The sequence below is a fragment of the Bacillus sp. ms-22 genome, from assembly GCF_009759805.1.
In the GTDB taxonomy this organism is placed as follows: Bacteria; Bacillota; Bacilli; order Bacillales; family Bacillaceae; genus Bacillus; species Bacillus xiamenensis.
Window position 1 is genome coordinate 3,500,453 of record NZ_CP046653.1, and the last position, 18,445, is coordinate 3,518,897.

The window sequence follows — 18,445 nt, forward strand, 5'->3', positions numbered from 1 at the left end:
TAATTCCTACACCTTCTTCAAAAACAGTCATTTGAACCTATTCAATAATCCGACTCAAAACCTTAAAATATAAAATATTGAGTTTTTACAGGAGATTTCAAACAATAAAATACAAGTTTCTCCTATCAACTTAGTGTCATTTTTACTATTTGAAGCCGGTCAATCTTTGAAACGCACTGAAGTATTGACAGTACTTTCGCTTCATTCTACAGTAAAAAACATACAATATTTTTCTTTTTGTGCAAAAAGAACGATATGATCTAAAGATTTCCAATGAAATGCACCATAAAACCCGAGGAGGAAAACATCTCATGTTTAAAAAGAAATTATCCCTGTTTCTTCTGATTTTGTGTGTAACGGTTGTCGCTGCTGCTTGTAGTGGTGGAAAAGACAAAACAGCTGCGAAAGAAAGCGATACAAAAAAATCTCTTGATGCAGCAGAAGTAAAAGTAGAAAGTGCTGAGTACACATTACCACCTCAATACGATACATCTGTACAGGATGATCAGTATGTCCTAAAAGTAAACGTATCTGTGAAAAACATCAGCAAAGAACCTCTTAATGTAGATAAAAGCAACTTTACACTTTACCAAGATGACGCTCAGGTGTCTACGATTTCTCCAGATGACTACAACGAAGTATTATCTTCAAGTTCTCTAAATGCAGACAAAGTATTAAAAGGCGGTCTTTTCTATGTGGTTGATAAAGACAAAGACTATCAACTTGTCTACACAGAGCCTGGTACTGGATCGGAAAAAGATGACAAAACACTGGAATTCGATATTAAAGGAAAAGACTTGATGAAAAAGGCAGAAACACTTCAAGCGTCTGCAAAAGCCCTTTCTTCTTATATTGATGTCATGATTTTTGGTAAGAAAAACGACGATTTCGAAAAACTAACTGGTGATAACAAATCAACTGTAGTGAACGAATTTGATAAATCATTCAAACAAGGCTATATTTCGTCTTCTGGTATTTCATCTAGCTCAGCGAAAGACGAAAACCTTGATAAGCTTCTAAAAGCTGTGAAAGAAACATTAGCTGAAAAATCAAAAGTTTCAACAAAAACGAAATCAATCAGCGGTGATAAAGCGGTCGTAACAGTCACTCTGACTCCAATTGATGCAAGCCCGCTTGTCGATCGTTTAAAAGAAAAAGCAACTGAATTCTACAGCAAAAACCGTACAGCATCTTATGATGATGCTCAGAAATATCTACTTTCTATCTATCCAGATGAATTTAAAAAATTAGGACCATCATCTTCTGAAGAAACAGTAGAAGTGAACATGAAGAAAAACGATATCGACCAATGGAAACTTGATTTGAACGACTACAAAACAAGCTCATTGGTTGAAAAGTTCATCAAGAACTAAAGAAAAACCCCCGGTTCGGGACTGACCCCATAAAGTGAGACAAATAAAAAACACCTTTAAGTTGAAAATCGGGTATATCATACCTGAAAACAATTTGGAGGTGTTTTTTGTATGGGAACAAGAGTCAGTTACCCCGCAAGTGTAAAAGAAGAGGCGGTTCAGATGAAGTTGGCAGGAATCTCAACAAAAGAAATCATGGACAAGCTAGGAATTAAGAATAAAACACAAGTGAAAACTTGGATGAAATGGTATCACAATGGTGAAACCCACCGGTTTCATCAACCTGTTGGAAAGCAGTATTCATACGGTAAAGGACCTGAATACCAAGATGAAAACGAGAGATTGAAAACAGAAAATCGCTATCTAAAACAACAAATAGACATATTAAAAAAGTACCGAGAATGGGAAAGGTGGTGGAAAAAGAAGCACTCGTGTCGATCTACGAAACGGTAAAAGATAAAGTGAGTGTCAGTGAATTCTGTCAGCTATTTGAAGTGGCTAAATCAACATTTTATCGTTGGAAAAAACAAGATCATCATCACTCAAAGCAACATGGGTTAATCAAGCTTATTTCAACACTTTGTAAGTTACACAAGTATACGTATGGGTATCGTAAAATAACGGCTCTTCTGCGCAAAGAAATGAAGATTAACCATAAGAGAGTACAACGAATGATGCAAACCTACGGTTTACAGTGTCGTGTGAAAGTGAAAAAGCGTAAACAGACCGGTCAACCCTATTACATTGCAGAAAATCACTTAAAACGAGATTTTTCTGCGACAAAGCCACTTGAAAAACTGGTGACAGATATCACGTATTTGCCATTTGGGCAAAAAATGCTTTATCTATCCAGCATAAAAGATTTATATACAAGTGAGGTTGTGGCTTATACGATTGGTGATAAACAGGATGTTTCTCTTGTTTTAGATACATTGAAGCAGTTAAAGACACTGCCTAAAGGCTGCGTACTTCATAGTGATCAAGGTTCGGTCTACACTTCCTATGCTTATCAAAAGGAGATAAAGGAAAAAGGCATTACCATGAGCATGTCCCGTAAGGGAATGCCCGCTGATAATGCCCCCATCGAATCCTTCCACTCCAGTTTAAAATCAGAAGGATTTTATCTCCACCACCTGACAAACACTACAACAGCCATTGTAGAAAAAACAGTCAGGGAGTATATTGATTATTATATCAATATCCGAATTCAATTGAAATGAAACAGCCAGTCACCAAAAGAGTTTCGGCAACTGGCTGTTTCGTAAAGGTGTTTTGATCCCTGTCTCAAAAACGGGGGTCAGTCCCGTTTTTTGTTATAATTTATCATCTGGTTTGGCGAACGTTCCCCCCTCTATCATAAAAAAACAAGAATATAGTCAATTTATCTTACCCCTGACAACATTTCTTTCTATAATCAGTGTTCCATTTCTTTAGCTTGATCACTATGAGGTATTCAATCCTGATTGTTCTTTTTTGTACTTAAGATTTTTTCTGCTTATCTGTGTTAAAGATGAAATGTAAACAAAATGTACTCCTCATACTTTATTTCTATTGAACTATATTATAGAACTAGCTTCTTTCCTAACTCATTATAAAAGTAAACCATCATTTTCATTCACCAACTCTTTTTTCTATTTAAGTTATTCCTTAATAAAACTCTTCTAAATATAAATAATTCCATTTTTATAAAAAATTCAAAAAAAGGGTTCTTTATGCTTATTTTAAGGTAATTTTAAACTTTTTATCATTGATATTATGCTAGAATTAGTAACTGCTTTATGACTGCTTTATTTCATACCGGTGCGGTGATTATTGTTGGAGGAGCTGGTTATGTAATTGCTACAGAAGCCATCAAGCACAGGTCTAAAAGCAAAAAAAAATATAATCATTATGAAGCTGCTATTAAAGGCGGAGTATATGTTGGAAAAGGACTAAGTAAATCGCAAGCAATCGCTAGAATGAAGTCAAAAAAGGATATTTGGTCTATTTCTTCTAGTCAGGCAGAAGTTGTTGCAGCTGGAGCTAATACAAAAGGTAAACCATTTAAAGAAGTAGATAGATACAAAGGTAAGCCGAAGAAAGGTTATTATTATCACTGGCATCCATATAAAAGAACTCCAAAAGCTCATTCATTCTACGGAGGTCCTGTTAAATAATTAATAGAGGTGAATCATGTATAATTACGAAAAGCTATATAAACAGTATTTATATAAAAAAGATCAATTGACTTTTACTAAAGAACAAGTCGTTGAGATGATAACGTCTAAATTTAAAGCTAGAGAATTTTCAAAAACAAAGATTTTAGATTTAGTAAATGATGATCACTTTGAATATACTAAGATATATAAATGTTTTGTCATTGATGATCCGAGTATATTGATTCAATTGTTTTCGAATGAGGAAAAAAAGGATCATCGTGAACAAGTACTTCACAACCGCCTCCATCCTTTGAATCCCAAAAAGGTAAAAGAATGGGAATATAATCACTTATTGCTTGATGAACAAGAAGGTAGAAGAATTGATATTATTTTAGAAAGTAAAGATGGAGTATATGTTTCAGAATTTACCGTAAGAGCTAGTTGCGAAAAGCTTGTTAGGTATATAAATGCTTTAATTGTAGGTGCACTTATTGAAAATGAGTTAGAAGAATATCCAGTTGATATTCATGACGAGTATTTTCAATTTTATTTAGAGAACTTGGATCAATTCGGTTTCTTAGACTAAAACATACGGTGATCGGCATTCACCTGAAAACGCCCTCTATCATAGTAGACTAACCTAGTCAAATGGGACATAAAAAAACAGATATTCAGCTGAAATAAAATGGGCGGTTGTAAAAGATAAATTAAGCGGACAGTTTACCAATCAACAAATTATGGATAAATATCATATAAAGAATGTATCTCAGATTAAAACATGGATGAAGTGGTATCGAGGAAATCAGCTACATCGATTCGATCAGCCAATTGGAAAACAATATAGCTTCGGGCATGGACCTGACAATGTATCCAAAGAGGAAAAAGTGAATAGGCAGATTGAACACCTTAAGATGGAGAATGAAATTCTAAAAAAGTATTTGGAGATCGTAGAGGAGTTGAAAAGGGAGTAGCCTTGTGTTTGATCGAGAGATTACGGAAGAACTATACAGTAACGTCTGTCTTAAGTATTTTGCAGATCGCCAGATCGACCTATTATCGTTGGGTATACGAAGGAATATGTAAAAAATCACAAGTGGAGAAGGATATTATTTCCTTATGCACCGAAACGTCGTTCCGGTACGGCCACCGTAAAATCCGAAAGCTGCTTCAGCGTCAATATGATATCAAACGAAACCGAAATACTGTACAGCGCATCATGCAAAAATACCATCTTCAATGTCGTGTGAAGCGTAAAAGGAAATGGAAATCACAAGGGGAATCTGTCGTCATTGCCCCAATTATATTAAATCGAAACTTCACCGCAATACATCCGAATTTAAAATGGGTAACAGATATTACTTATATTCAGTATGGATCGAGAACGCTCTACCTTTCGACCATTATGGATTTGTACAACAACGAAGTTGTTGCCTATACCCTAGATGATCACCAACAGACATCACTCATATTGGACACATTGAGGGCAGCTTTAGAGAAAAGGAATTTGCCTAAAGGTGTACTTGTACATTCAGATCAAGGGAGTGTATACAGTTCGTATGCATATCAAAAGGAGCTGGGGGCAAGGAACCTCACAAGCAGTATGTCTAGGCGAGGTAACTGTTGGGATAACGCAGTGATTAAATCATTCCATTCTAGCTTAAAATCAGAGGAATTTATGTTTACTAAATTCAACTCTATATCAGAAAAAGATGTCAGGCAACGAGTCGACTGTTACATCAAATATGATAATGAAGAGCGTATCCAAGAAAAATTAGGCTACCACGCACCAAAAACATTTGGTAGCATGTCAGCCTAATAAGGGTGTTTTATTTGTGTCTCCTTCTGCTATGTCAGTCTACTAGTTCCCGGGGGTTTTCTTTAGTCTTTTTTTGATTGAAGTCTATATTTGATTACAACATACAAAGAACTTTCATCTTACTTTAAAAAATAGAAAGAGTATAAAATAAAAAGTTTAAAGAAGCAAAATTAATGAAATCACTTCACACGCAACAAAATATGACTATCCAACAGTTATTCATAATAAAAATAGAAAAAAACCATTAAATAATGTATTTTTATATAATTATATGGTTTTTTTGTTATAATTATCATGATTGTATTATTTTTTCCAGGAGGGAAGGGCATGTTTAAGAAAATATCTATTATATTAATAACTGTAGTGCTTATTTCAATCGCGCCAAACTCACTACCAAAAAACTGGGCTTTTGCAAGTACATACAATTCAGCAACACAAAATAAAAATTTGAGTACAACTGAAAAAGAATTTATTCAAGAATTAAAGGAAAACAATGTGAAATCAGATGAAGAAATAGAAGATACTTTACAAGATGTAGTTGGAACAGAACAAAAAACAAAAAAGGAGATCGACAAAAGATTAGAAAACACCATAATTCTACCTGAAACAAGTTCACTAGACGAATCAACAAAAACTCTATATCTAGATGATTATATGCAAGATAATATTAAAAATGGGAATTTCAAGGTTGAGGAAATTAACGAAAATGTTAATGTTATTTTCACTAATGAAGACACTTTCTTTGTAGAAATTTTAACCGCTGAAAATCCGGATGTGTTAAAAGAAGAAAACGATACGCTATCAAACATACCTGTATTAGGAAGTGTAGTTAAAGCAATAGGGCCAAAAACAGCAAGTGCAAAAACTAAATATACAGGGTCAGTCAGTAAAAAATATGTGGCTTATAGCTGGGTTGGCATTCCATTGTGGGAAGTGTACACTAAAGGAGAGTTTAAATACACTGGAAAATCTGTAACAGCTTATTGGAAAGATGGATATGTTAAAAAACGGTGGGGAGGCGTTGCATGGCAAGTAGATAATTATGGAGAAGGTACAACCCGAAACGCAAAAGGTACATCAGCTACAGTCTTCACAAGGTTTAATGCTCATTATGGAATTGAATATAGTGGTGTGGGTATAGTCCTTCAATATAAAGATGTCAGAAATGAAATTACCTGTAATAAAAACGGTAAAATCTCAAAGTCAACTACAATACGTTAAACTACAAGGAGATGATTAAAATTGATTTTTAGAAAAAAAGATTACATTATATCTTTTTTAGTTATATTCTTGATTCTTATACTCAGTATAATGCCTGGGGATGGGATTATACGACCAGTTATAGGTGCAATAGTTGGAGCATTATTAGTTTCACTAGTCATTGGAACAATTACTAACCTAATTTTTAAAAAAAAAACTCTCATTAACAAATAAAAAATTGCAGTTTATATCATCTGGATTCAGATTGTAGAGAAATTAATGTTTTTCTACAATCTTTTTTATTTTGAACGCATTATAAAGGCCTACTTAGCAAGGTATATAGCAATTTTTCTGTCTAATACAAGGAAGGTTGTAAATTTCAAACAAAATTAGGCTGTCGAGATTTTCTCGACAACCTTTACGCCCTCTATGAATTAAAGTCATTTCTTTATTTCGCAAGCATCCATTTCTCTTTCATAAACAAGCTTCTCACGATGACAAACAGGATAACGACTAACAGCGCCGATGAGCCGAGCGTCAGGGCAATCGACATTGGGTCAACGATGCCAAACATCAATTGCTTGCATAGTGCGTGAATATTAAGGAATGGGATCGCAAAGTAATACGTATCTAGCTGCGTAGCGCCTGCTCTCATGGTGAAAAACATCGGAATCACACCTAGTGTAATAATCATGGACATGTACGATTGTGCTTCTTTCACTGAGCTTGAAACGACACTGAGCAGCAGTTCAATCATTGAGACCATGAATGAGAAGATAATTAATGCCACGAACATAACGCCGATGATGCTCCACACTTGATCTCCAAAGTTCAGCGCTTGTTTCAGTTTTTCTGTAAAGAGCAATGTAGAGAGCAGCAGCATGCCAATCGCCACAATGCCACTTAATATACCAAACATAGAAACAGCTAGCCATTTTCCAATTAAAAGCTGGAGTCTGCTGGCCGGTGTCAGGAATAAGGCTTCAATTGATTTTCTATCCTTTTCACCTGCTACGATATCAAGCGCAGCTGGCAAAGCACCCGAGATGACGGAAGTCACCAAAATCATTGGAAGGAGAATCGACAGCAGCATGGTAGTCACCCCGTTTTCTCCATCCCCGTCCTCTCCTTCTTGCACATCAACCGATTGCACCTCAAACGGATGAATCACTGACGATTTGATCTGATCCTGTGCTAAACGCTTTTCTACGACTTGATTTTGATATTGTTCAAGCAATGATTGCAGCATTTGAACCGCAATCACTGAATCATCATCTGTTGGATACCCATGGACTTTAATGGCAAATGAGGTTTGATGCTGAAGCATATCGTCTGCATCTTTCGGCATTTCTAGATAAGCATTCGCCTCACCGTCCTTAACGGCTTGCTGCGGGTCATCAAAGGTTTCAAGTTTCAGGTTTTTCACTTCTTTGATCATGTCATTCATATCGGACGGAAGCTTTTCATTGATTGCGACTGTATACGTTTTATCGCCTGGATCAGCGATCATGCTTTCGTAAAAAAACACGAGTCCGAGCATCGTCAAAAGAGGGATCAACACTGTTAAGAGCAGCGTTTTCCTGTCTCTGAGCGAATCTGTCATTTCTTTTAAAAAGACGGTTTTCCACATTATGCATTCCCCCTTGCGAGCTTCGACATAAAGATGTAATTCAAGTCTTCACTTTGTTCCTGTGCATATAATTCTGGAAGCGTTCCTTTGTACACAAGCTCCCCTTGATGAATCATCATGACACTGTCACAAAGCAGGCTGACTTCTTCCATGATGTGGCTTGAAAATAGAATCGTTTTATTTTGCTGTTTCAACTGATGAATAAACTCTCTGAAAATATTACTCGATGTGATATCTAAACCGGTTGTCGGTTCATCAAACAAAATAATGTCAGGATCATGAATCAATGTTCTGGCAATCGCCACCTTTTGTTTCATCCCTCTTGAAAATCCTTTTACTTTGCGATCCATGTATTGCCTCATCCCAAACCGCTTTGCTAAATCCTCAATTCTTGCTTTGATTTCATGCTGATCTAAGCCATATAATTTCCCAAAGTATTCAAGGTTCTCTCGAGCCGACAAACGGTCATAAAGCCCCGTCTCTCCTCCAAACAAGACACCAATTCGCTTCTTCACTTCTGTTGCTTCTTTGACTGTATCGAAGCCTGCAACATTCACGGTTCCATGAGTAGGCTGCAATAATGTCGCAACGGCGCGCAATAATGTGGTTTTCCCTGCGCCATTTTCTCCTAAGATGCCGACGACTTCTCCTTCCTTCACGGAGAACGTCATATGCTTCATTGCCTTTACGACTTTTTTCTTATCTGTAAACCAGCAGCTGCAATCGCTGAGAGTAATCATTTGGTTCGCCCCTTTCGACTATCTACGTCTATGATAGAAAAAATAAAGCGGACCTGACATAAAAATGTCGCGAAACGTCCTTTTTCTGTCTTGAAATGATCAATTTCAAAAAACAAATGGTAAAATAGACAAATAATAAGAAGAGTCATAGGTGATTTTTATGATAAAAGTAGGTCTTGTCGATGATTATCGAGTGGATTTAGAAAAGCTGCATGCCATCGTCGGCAGAATGGAGGCCGTTGACATTGCCTTTGTGACGCAGTCAGCCGAGGATGCATATGAGAAGGTCAAACAGGGCGGCATTGATTTGTTGTTTGCAGACATTGAAATGCCCGGCATGTCAGGCTATGAATTAGCAGACCTTATTCACTCTCACGCACTGAATGTGGATGTTGTATTTGTGACGGGAAACAGTGGGTATGCTGTCCATGCCTTTGATTTGAATGTCCATGATTATATTATGAAGCCTTACCATGCCGATCGAATCGCCAAATCCTTAGAGCGCTACATGTCCACCAAGCAGGAGAAAAGCATTCATGGACGGCTTCTCATCAAGCAGCAGTCAGATATCCATGTGTTGCAGAAAAAAGACGTCATTTTTGTTGAACGTACGGGCAGGTCGACGACCATTGTCACAACAACAGGAGATATTCAAACGTATCAAACACTCAACGAGTTAAAGGGCGATTTAGCTGAGAAAGATTTTATCCGCTCCCACCGCTCGTTTATCATTAATATTCATTACATTAAGAACTTTTCGGCGTATGCCAAAAATTCATTTATCGTGTCTTTTGAAGGTACTGATAAAAAGGCCATGATGACCAAGCAGCAATTGGAATACTTTAAGAAATACTACTTTTAAGGAGAACGAACGTGAACGCTTTCTATCTTGGATTTCGCATATATACGCTCATCTGGCTAGGTCTTGCCGTTCAAGCTGCCGCGACAGCTTTTCTGCCTTTGTCGTCAAGCATGGTGTGGCTTCTGACCTTTTGTATCATGTGCCTTTACACATTTTTCATTTACAAAAGGTTTTGGCTGGGTATGAGTGGTTACGTGATATTAGGCGCTTTTGTGCTCATCACCTGTTCAGGACTTTCACTTTTTCTCACGCACGGAAATGGGCTCAGCCCCCTTTTAACTGTTATCATCATTTTGACAACGGATCTCCTTTCCTTAAAGATGATGAAAACGGAGCACCATTTAAATGGACGGCTACAAGAGCTGACCAATGCTGAAGCGAGAACCAATGAATTGCTGCTTGAGCTGCGAAGTAAACACCATGAAACAGCCAGACATTTAAATGCTTTTTCCACGTCAAATGACGAGCATGAGATCAAGGATTTGATTCAGCATTACGTGAAATATGTCCCTTGGATCAAAGGGGAAAATGCTTATTTGGCCTCAACCCTTCATCCCTTTTTCCAGCGAGCTGAAAAAGAGGACATTGTCCTTTCACTCGATCTTCAAGCACCCTTTTCTTCTCTTCCTTTTTCTAAGGCTGATCAGGTGAGTTTTACTGGCAACCTGCTCGATAACGCTTTAGATGCCGCCATTGAAGCGAAGCAAGCTGGGAACGAAGGGAGCATCTCGATCACGACTTCCATACGGAGCGGGCTCTTTTTGATTCATTGTGAGAACAGTACAAAGGGAATGGAAAAACACGTATTAGATCATCTATTCAAAACATTTGGCCGCTCAACAAAAGGCGGTGATCATCAAGGAATGGGTACATATATCATTCATCAGCTTGTTAAAAAAGCGGACGGCACGCTTGATTTTACTTATCGTTCTCCAAATCTGCGGCTCGTGATCAAGATTCCTCTCACAATGGCATAAAAAAATAAGGTGCTGCTCGGCACCTTATTTTTTATGTTAAGAAAAGATTTGATTGATTTCGTTGATTTCTTCTTTTGTTAATTGAACATCGTTTGTTTTTAGGTTTTGCAAGACTTGCTCTGCTCGTTTTGCGCCAGGAATAATCGCATCAATGCCGTCCTGCGCTAATAGCCATGCCAGCGCTACGTGTGCCGTTTCTGCATGCTTTGCTTGTGCAATGGCCTTCAGCTTGTCTACTTTTTCGAGATTTTGAAGGAAAGCATCACCTTGGAAAAGCGGGTTCTTTGCCCGAATATCATCAAATGTCGCATCCTTTGTAAATTTTCCAGTCAACAAGCCTGACGCCAACGGGAAATAAGGAATAAAGGAAATGCCATGCTCCACGCAGTATGGGAGAAGGTCTTGCTCGGCCTGACGCTTTAGCAGAGAATACTCTGATTGAAAGACGTCTAAGTATCCATCTCGGTTAAAGGTTTGAAGCTGTTCAAAATCAAGGTTTGATGCCCCAATTGCCCTGATTTTCCCCTCATCCTTCAATTCCTTTAATGTACCTGCCACTTCATCCAGCGGCGTGCGCCCGTCTGGGAAATGCATATAGTACAAGTCAATATAATCTGTTTGCAGCCTTTTCAAGCTGTCTTCGACCTGCTTCCTTAAGAAATCACGGCTATTATCAAGTTCAATTTGCCCGTTTACTTCTTTATGAGCCCCTTTTGTCGCAAGGACGAGTGTTTCTCTACCGCCTCTTTTGGCAATGATCTCGCCAATCAATTCTTCTGAACGGCCTAGCCCATAAATAAAAGCAGAATCTAAGAAATTGACACCTTGATCAAGAGCCGTTTCCACAAGCTCCCGACCTGCATCTTCACTTAGATTCGGAAATAAATTATGGCCACCTACTGCATTTGTTCCAAGTCCTATCGGATTCACTTGTAAATCAGTTCGTCCAAGCGTTACTTTCTTCAAACCCTCATCTCCCTTGGCTGTTTAATCACCCTTATTTTCCCACGAATCATTTTCAACATTCAAGTATCCTGCTCCTGAAAATCAATCTGGAGGTGGACGCTTCGAGAACAAAAGGTCGTATGATGGAGATAAACTAAAACAAAATCCTCCAAATGATCAGAACTGGAACGGGAATGCTGAAGCAAGCGGCTTACAGCTTAAAGAGTAAAAGCATCGCGGACAAGCTATTTATTAGCATCAACGCATTTTGCAAAAGTGGCATGCACCAGACCGGCACAGGCTGTCGTCTTCGCTATCCGCCACCGCCCTGCGACATAATAACTACCTTTATTTCAAGATTTTTATACAAAAAACATTTAAAAACCACGATAAAAAGATAAAATAATCCTTATTAACCAGTATATTCAGCTTACAAAATTCCGTTTTTTATAGGAAAATGTGTAAAAATCTATCAAAGATAGGGACTAAAACCTATTCCTCACCGCAAATGAAATTCGATAGAATGAATAGTGCAAATCGTCATTAGGAGATTTTCCCCTCTAACACCCGAATATACCATTCTATCTGTTTCTTTTTTCTTAGTCAGATATGGGAAGGGAATGACGAAAGAAAAGCAAAGGAGCATCAACTGTGAATCTAAAGAAATTAAGCGCACTCCTCATGATTTCATTCGTGATGATCATCTCTGCGGCCTGCCAGAGCTCATCAAAATCAACCAACGCTGAACAAAAATCTACGAAAACAGCCGAGATAAAAGTGAATAGTTACGAATATACGTTACCAGAAGACACAACAACTACACTGCGTGACAATGAATTGGTGTTAAAAGTCAACGTGACGATCACCAACAAAGGTGACAAAGCCCTTTCCTTATATAACTCTGATTTCTCTCTTTATCAGGACGATGCCAAAGTCTCCGATTTAAAATTCTACGGCAGTAAAGACCGCCTTGATCTAGGGTCTTTGAATAAAGGAAAATCACTATCTGGTGCTCTTTATTTCCTAGTAGATAAAGGCAAGAAATATCAATTCGTGTACCAAGACAGCATCAAGAAAAATAGTGATTCAATCGAAATTGCACTAGATGGCAACAAAATACTAGATACAGCAAAAAAACTGGATAACCCAGCAAAAGCGCTATCCGCTTATACTGATATCATTGTCTTTGACAAAAAGAACGATCAATTTTCTGAATTAACAGGTGACAACCAATCGGATATCGTCAATAAATATCATGAAATGTTTGTGAAAGACTTCAAGAGAAGTGCAAGCATATACGGAAATGAAGTGAGCGATCGTGATATCCTGTCCATGTACAAACGCATGCAAAACACAATGAAGGATAAAGCCAAATTAGAAACAAGTGTGAAAACCATTTCAGATGACGAAGCGAAGGTTTCCGCTCAAGTAACAGGCATTGATGCCTCTAACTTAAAAGACAAGCTGGACAAGCAAAAAGATGAGTTCTACAACGGCAAGATTCGTTCGAAAGAAGAACTGTATAAGAAAATCTTGAAGATGTACGCATCTGAGTTCGAAAAGCTTCCTCCAGTCTCCAGCCCAGTTGAATATGAAGTGAAAATGAAGCGGAATGGGGACGACAAGTGGAAAATCGACCTCAATGATTATCAAACAGAGCAGTATATGAACGGCTTTATCAAAACAAGGTAATAAGAAAAGAAGACGCTGGCTCCCTAAAGGGTGCCGCGTCTTTTTCATTTACATTATACAGCCGCCTCTTGCTCTTCTTTGACCGCTTTTTCAATGTCTTTAAAACGGCTCGATACAGTAGACGCACTAACGCCATACTTTTTAGCCACTTGGGCTTGAGAAAGTGGTGCATCACTTGCAAGCGAATGAATATAATATTCGATTCCCGCAGCAAACGACGCTGCTTTACGGATCACAGGTGATTTCTGATCACAGTAAGCTTTCCAAACCGTTAAAGCGCCATCTGTGAGGCTTTGGTCACCGTGCTCTTTCATGCCATCTTCAATCAGTTTGGCTGTTTCCAGCTGAACATCACTTGCCCAGTTCATACGGTCTGCTGATAGTCCTGTACCGCCTTCTGTTGGAACAGACGCTTCCGTTTCTTCTACTTCTTGCTTCGCAAACATACGCTTCAGCACTTCAGGGAAGGCTTCTCTCATAAATGTGCTACGCGCGCCTCCATTTGCTTCGTGCGCTTCAACGAGCTGGCGAACCTGAAGAAGGAGCGTATCTGTAAACTCTTTCGTAAACATCGTATATTGAATGAAAAACTCTGCTTTTTCTCCAAACTGAACAGGAAAACCCAGAACAAGACTGCCCTTCTCTGGCAGTACCGTTTGATTCGGCTTCACATCAACTTCAACCTTCTGAGCTGTTACCATATTCTCGAAGAAAAGAGACTCGTCCGTTTTTTCATTTAATAAAAGTAAAGATGGCTCCATGTTTGTCCAAGATTGAACCACCTGTCTTGTTTTCGGACGGGTAATATCCTCTGCTTTCTTTGTCAGAAATTCATGGAAGATCGTCTCTTTCTTATCTGTTAATGGGCGGAAGAAGATGCCCCATACACTCAAATGAAAGACTGAGATTTGTTGCGTTTCTTTATCCATATCTGCAAGAAAAGAAAACTCATTAATGAATTGATTAATCGCTCTCTGATGCTTAGAGAAGGCATAATTCATTAAATCCTTTTGAACTTGAACAGCTTCCTTAAACACAAGTTCAGACGTTTGTTCTCCGCCTGACTTTTGACCACAGCAATGTTTATATTTTTTTCCGCTTCCGCATGGGCAGAGCGCATTTCGTTTAATTTTTCCCAAAATAAAACCTCCGACATTCTAGTCTAACCTCACTATTTTAACAAACGATTGCATAGGAGAGTTTTATTTTCAAGAAAAAAGAAAAATCAGAATGATCGGATAAATAACAAAGACACCTACAAGAGCAAGACCGATCCTAGAAAAGAGCATCCTGTCTCTGTTTATTTTCTCCAATCATTCCAACAGATTTTCCTTAGTTCATTCCTTCGAATAACTGCTTGGCTTCAAAATAAAAAATTTGCACAAACTTCTTCGTATTGACCCTGCCTGTTGACCCTGCGGGTGAAGATGCCTTCTGCATTTCTTTCATTCTTTGGCTGACGTCGGTAAAATCAAAAAACTTTGACGCATAATGCTCAAACTTAGGATTCGAGAAATCTGTTAACCCTAGTGAAGCGAAATGGTTTAAGGAATGATGAATAGCTCGTCTAATTCGCTGCTCTGCTGCTTTCACTTCCCGCATCACTTCCACATCGGTCGCACCATGATCCAGCTTTCTCTCCGCCGTTTTGATAAACAGCTGCTTGAGTGGAGGAAAATTGACCTCATGGGAATTGGCTGTCTGCGTTTCATGTAAGTAGATCAATATCTCTAGTAAATCCTTAGAGCCGCTCTCTCCAACAATTCCTAATTCAGATAGGAGGAATTCCCCTGCCTCTTTCATCGTTCTTCGCTTCGCCCCAGCGCCCGCATCATGAGAAATCACTGGCTCTAATTGCAGCACATGCCGAAGGGAAGCTTGAATATCATAAATGGATTTTTCCAGCTTCATACGCTCTATGACCTTTCGAATGACACTGACAATTTCAATTCGATTGACGGGTTTATGAATATAATATTCAATCCCAAGTTCATAGGCCTCTGCCATCATCTCTTTTGCCTCTACTTGAGAAATCATAATGACCTTGCCTTTGAATTCAGGGTGAATATGGCGTATTGTTTGAATACCATCTCTAGCTGGCATTAAAAGATCAATCAAAAGGATGTCTACTTTTTTCAGGTTCAATGAATGAGCTTCTAATCCAATTCCGTCATCAGCTTCATCCACGACCTCTCCCAAATCCTCATCCTCAATGATTTGACATAAAATCGAGCGTATTGCACGATCATCATCTGCAATGAAAAATCGCATACACTCACCCTCTCTGTATTAAATTTTGTATTGGAAGGACAAGCTGAAAAGCTGTACCTTTTGCTTCTTTTTGTTCAATCTTGATTTGCCCTCCAAGCTCTTGAACCAGCTCTCTCACGTAGGATAAACCAATCCCCGTAGACGGTGTACCATATGCATCAAATTTCGAGGTGTAGCCTGGATCAAAGACAACCTCTCTTAATTTCTCAGGAATACCCGGTCCATCATCTTCAACCCGAATCTCTATTTTATCATGACTGCCTTTTAATACGAGTGAGATGGCCCCGTTATCCTCTATTGCTTCAACTGCATTTGCCATTAAATTATTAATCAGTGATAAGAAAATGAACACATGATAATCATGCAAGTGAATGCCTCGTATATCAGATGTAAAAGTAATGTTCTTCTCTAGAGACAGCGCATATTTCTCTTGAATGCGGATCACAATTTGAACGAGCTCCTCAGCTCTCATATAGTCTTGCATATTTTCTTTTGAGATCAGCTTCGAAAGTCCAGCGAAAATACGCTGATTGTCCTTTTTAACCTCATGTATTTCTCCTGCGAGCTTCAACAGCTCCTGACTCACGTTTTTCCCTGCTTCGTGTTCATGCAGCACACGGTAAAGCCGGTATGATTCTTGCGTAATGTGTTCTGTATGATTTAACGTCTTCTTTAAGTGAACCGTTTCCTCATATAAATTCGAAATGACCATCATCATATGCTCATTTTGTTTCATGATTTGTTTCTCTCTTGATTGTGCCTCATACAGCCTCATCATATTAAAAAAGCTGATAACTACAAAGCTGTGAGCAAATGCAATGAGCACCATATCACTCAGCTTTGAAAAGGTGATTGTGGTATCAAACACTAAAAACTGTACAAACAGCTCGACAAAATCAGCAAGCAGCTCAATCATAAGACCAATCAGTCCAATAAAAATGGAGCGCTGCTTAAAACGTCCCGTACGGACAACAAAGAAAAGAAAAGCGTAAGTAAAGTAAAAAAAGAAGCTCGGAAATTGCTGATAAAACGACACAGCCAGATCAGCCTTTTGCTGAATCAAATCTAAGCCTACCCGAAAAAGGACAATGGCTGCGCCTGTTAACAATCCCGGCAGAAACGGTCTTGATTTTCTTAAGAGCAATAAACAAAAGAAAAACGCAGGTGCCCCAAAACTGATGCGAAATGTCTCGTTCACAGGATAAAACTTCAGCTCTCCTGCAAGCGGCACAATGACCACCATAAAAATTAAAATGAATGCGTCTTTTTTGACAAGCTGGTTTAAACTCAAGTGACTGACATCCCTTCCCCTGTTTGCATAGCCACAGTATACAAGGAGACTCTTTTCTTCACAATGAGCAAAAAAATAATTTTCACTGTGCCTTTCATCTCCAAAATCTTTTTTTATGACTATTCTCCGAGTCATCAAGGTGACCTTTCAGCTATTCTGTTCTTTGGTGATTGTCTACAATAATAGGAATTGTTTAGACAATTGTCGACATACCGATTTTTATTTGTAAGTTTTTCTGTAGATTTTCGTCAGATTGTGTAGTTTCCAAGATAAATTAAATGAACAATTTTAGTGAAACTATATGTAAGCGTTTTCTGAATTTTCACTAAAAACCCTTTTTGTTTTTTCGCCGCCAAAGCCTTCATTTGAACATATATTTAGGTGTAAAGGAGTGGTACAAGCAGCGCATGACAAGTTCATTGAAGATGTGTAACATGTTTTCGTGCCTATTTGATCGCATTTTTTGTCATCCGCCAATTCAATAGGGTACTTTTTTGATTTTTGATTGGAGGAATCGTATGAAAACAGAAATTTCTAATAATACACAACACGCATGCCAGCCTGCTGTTGATCAATGGGCAGAAGAAATACGTCCGTATTACAAAAACGGACAGAATGCTAGCTACATTCCAGCACTCGGAAAAGTGAATTCCTCTCAACTTGGTATCAGCGTGATAGGCCCAGATGGATCATCTGTACGTTATGGTGATTGGGACGTTCCCTTTACCCTGCAAAGTATCTCAAAAGTCATCAGCTTTATAGCTGCCTGCTTAGGAAGAGGCGTTCCTTACGTCTTGGATCGGGTAGATGTAGAGCCAACTGGTGATGCATTTAATTCGATTTACCGCCTTGAGATGCATAAGCCAGGGAAACCCTTTAATCCAATGATTAATGCTGGAGCTATTACCGTATCCTCCATCCTTCCCGGAAAGACTTCTACAGAAAAGCTAGCATATATTTTCGATTTAATCGAAAACTTAATAGGTAAGCGTCCTTCTGTTAATGAAGAGGTATATCAATCAGAATGGGCAACAGCGCACCGTAACCGGGCACTTGCTTATTATTTAAAAGAAACCAATTACTTAGAATCAGATGTCGAAGAAACGTTAGAGGTCTATTTAAAGCAATGCTCTATCGAGGTCACAACAGAGGACATCGCCTTAATTGGACTGATTATCTCAAGTGATGGCTATCACCCCTTTAAACAGGTCCAAGTCATTCCCAAAGATATCGCAAGACTAACAAAGGCGTTGATGCTGACATGCGGCATGTACAATGCGTCTGGTAATTTTGCTGCTTTTGTAGGCGTGCCAGCCAAAAGTGGTGTGTCTGGAGGAATTATGGCTTGCGTTCCGCCAAGCGCAAGAAGAGAATTCCCGTTTCAGACAGGCTGCGGAATTGGCATTTATGGCCCCGCCATTGATGATTGCGGAAATAGTATTACTGGTGTCATGATGCTGAAAAAGCTCGCCAAAGAGTGGGATCTCAGTATTTTTTAAAAAGAACAGTG

16 protein-coding genes are annotated in these 18,445 nt (G+C 38.6%); 10 read left to right on the top strand and 6 right to left on the bottom strand.

Annotated features, from left to right (window positions below; all coding sequences use genetic code 11):
- The first annotated feature begins 311 nt into the window (after positions 1–311).
- The 6 genes from GPA07_RS17945 to GPA07_RS17970 all read left to right on the top strand — a co-directional run bounded on the left by GPA07_RS17945 (position 312) and on the right by GPA07_RS17970 (position 6,548).
- Entirely contained in the window at positions 312–1,373 is a 1,062-nt protein-coding gene (locus GPA07_RS17945; protein WP_008360332.1) for a DUF4352 domain-containing protein, read from the top strand.
- Between the two features lie 111 nt (positions 1,374–1,484).
- A protein-coding gene (locus tag GPA07_RS17950; RefSeq protein ID WP_157293091.1) for an IS3 family transposase occupies positions 1,485–2,593 on the top strand; the annotation gives its coding sequence in 2 pieces (ribosomal slippage) (positions 1,485–1,758 and positions 1,758–2,593; 1,110 coding nt in all).
- Positions 2,594–3,151: 558 nt separating this feature from the next.
- Positions 3,152–3,529: a hypothetical protein gene (locus GPA07_RS17955; protein ID WP_157293092.1), complete on the top strand. Its 378-nt coding sequence runs from the start codon at positions 3,152–3,154 to the stop codon at positions 3,527–3,529.
- A 16-nt stretch (positions 3,530–3,545) separates the two neighbouring features.
- Positions 3,546–4,097 (top strand): hypothetical protein, encoded by a 552-nt coding sequence (locus GPA07_RS17960; protein ID WP_157293093.1) that lies wholly within the window; start codon positions 3,546–3,548, stop codon positions 4,095–4,097.
- A 94-nt stretch (positions 4,098–4,191) separates the two neighbouring features.
- Positions 4,192–5,327 (top strand): IS3 family transposase gene (locus tag GPA07_RS17965; protein ID WP_157293170.1). Its coding sequence is split into 2 segments (ribosomal slippage): positions 4,192–4,441 and positions 4,441–5,327, totalling 1,137 coding nucleotides; the frame shifts between segments, so codons are not numbered across the junction.
- Positions 5,328–5,654: 327 nt separating this feature from the next.
- A complete protein-coding gene (locus tag GPA07_RS17970; protein ID WP_157293094.1) occupies positions 5,655–6,548 on the top strand; it encodes a hypothetical protein in 894 nt (297 codons plus the stop codon).
- Positions 6,549–6,975: 427 nt separating this feature from the next.
- Here the strand turns inward: GPA07_RS17970 and GPA07_RS17975 are convergent, their stop codons facing one another.
- A complete protein-coding gene (locus GPA07_RS17975) occupies positions 6,976–8,157 on the bottom strand; it encodes an ABC transporter permease (protein WP_008358251.1) in 1,182 nt (393 codons plus the stop codon).
- Positions 8,157–8,897, bottom strand: coding sequence for an ATP-binding cassette domain-containing protein (locus GPA07_RS17980; RefSeq protein ID WP_008358249.1), 741 nt, complete (start codon positions 8,895–8,897; stop codon positions 8,157–8,159). The genes GPA07_RS17975 and GPA07_RS17980 overlap by 1 nt, the downstream gene beginning before the upstream one ends.
- A gap of 160 nt (positions 8,898–9,057) precedes the next feature.
- Between GPA07_RS17980 and GPA07_RS17985 the strand changes: the two genes are divergently transcribed.
- Together GPA07_RS17985 and GPA07_RS17990 are read left to right on the top strand one after the other, a co-directional pair.
- Positions 9,058–9,759, top strand: coding sequence for a LytR/AlgR family response regulator transcription factor (locus tag GPA07_RS17985; RefSeq protein WP_071168156.1), 702 nt, complete (start codon positions 9,058–9,060; stop codon positions 9,757–9,759).
- 11 nt (positions 9,760–9,770) lie between these two features.
- Positions 9,771–10,736 carry a sensor histidine kinase gene (locus tag GPA07_RS17990; RefSeq protein ID WP_008358246.1) on the top strand — a complete coding sequence of 322 codons (966 nt, stop codon included), beginning with the start codon at positions 9,771–9,773 and terminating at the stop codon, positions 10,734–10,736.
- A 36-nt stretch (positions 10,737–10,772) separates the two neighbouring features.
- Here GPA07_RS17990 and GPA07_RS17995 read toward each other — a convergent pair whose 3' ends face one another.
- A complete protein-coding gene (locus GPA07_RS17995) occupies positions 10,773–11,702 on the bottom strand; it encodes an aldo/keto reductase (RefSeq protein ID WP_157293095.1) in 930 nt (309 codons plus the stop codon).
- Between the two features lie 630 nt (positions 11,703–12,332).
- On the opposite strand from GPA07_RS17995, the gene GPA07_RS18000 reads away from it, so the two are divergent.
- Positions 12,333–13,373: a DUF4352 domain-containing protein gene (locus GPA07_RS18000; protein WP_157293096.1), complete on the top strand. Its 1,041-nt coding sequence runs from the start codon at positions 12,333–12,335 to the stop codon at positions 13,371–13,373.
- 53 nt (positions 13,374–13,426) lie between these two features.
- On the opposite strand, the gene GPA07_RS18005 is transcribed toward GPA07_RS18000, so the two are convergent.
- The 3 genes from GPA07_RS18005 to GPA07_RS18015 all read right to left on the bottom strand — a co-directional run bounded on the left by GPA07_RS18005 (position 13,427) and on the right by GPA07_RS18015 (position 16,935).
- Entirely contained in the window at positions 13,427–14,512 is a 1,086-nt protein-coding gene (locus GPA07_RS18005) for an SEC-C metal-binding domain-containing protein (protein ID WP_071168160.1), read from the bottom strand.
- Between the two features lie 193 nt (positions 14,513–14,705).
- Entirely contained in the window at positions 14,706–15,644 is a 939-nt protein-coding gene (locus GPA07_RS18010) for a response regulator (protein ID WP_157293097.1), read from the bottom strand.
- Between the two features lie 4 nt (positions 15,645–15,648).
- A complete protein-coding gene (locus tag GPA07_RS18015; protein WP_008358238.1) occupies positions 15,649–16,935 on the bottom strand; it encodes an ATP-binding protein in 1,287 nt (428 codons plus the stop codon).
- 518 nt (positions 16,936–17,453) lie between these two features.
- Here GPA07_RS18015 and GPA07_RS18020 point away from each other — a divergent pair.
- A complete protein-coding gene (locus tag GPA07_RS18020; protein ID WP_071168161.1) occupies positions 17,454–18,434 on the top strand; it encodes a glutaminase in 981 nt (326 codons plus the stop codon).
- Positions 18,435–18,445 lie beyond the last annotated feature (11 nt).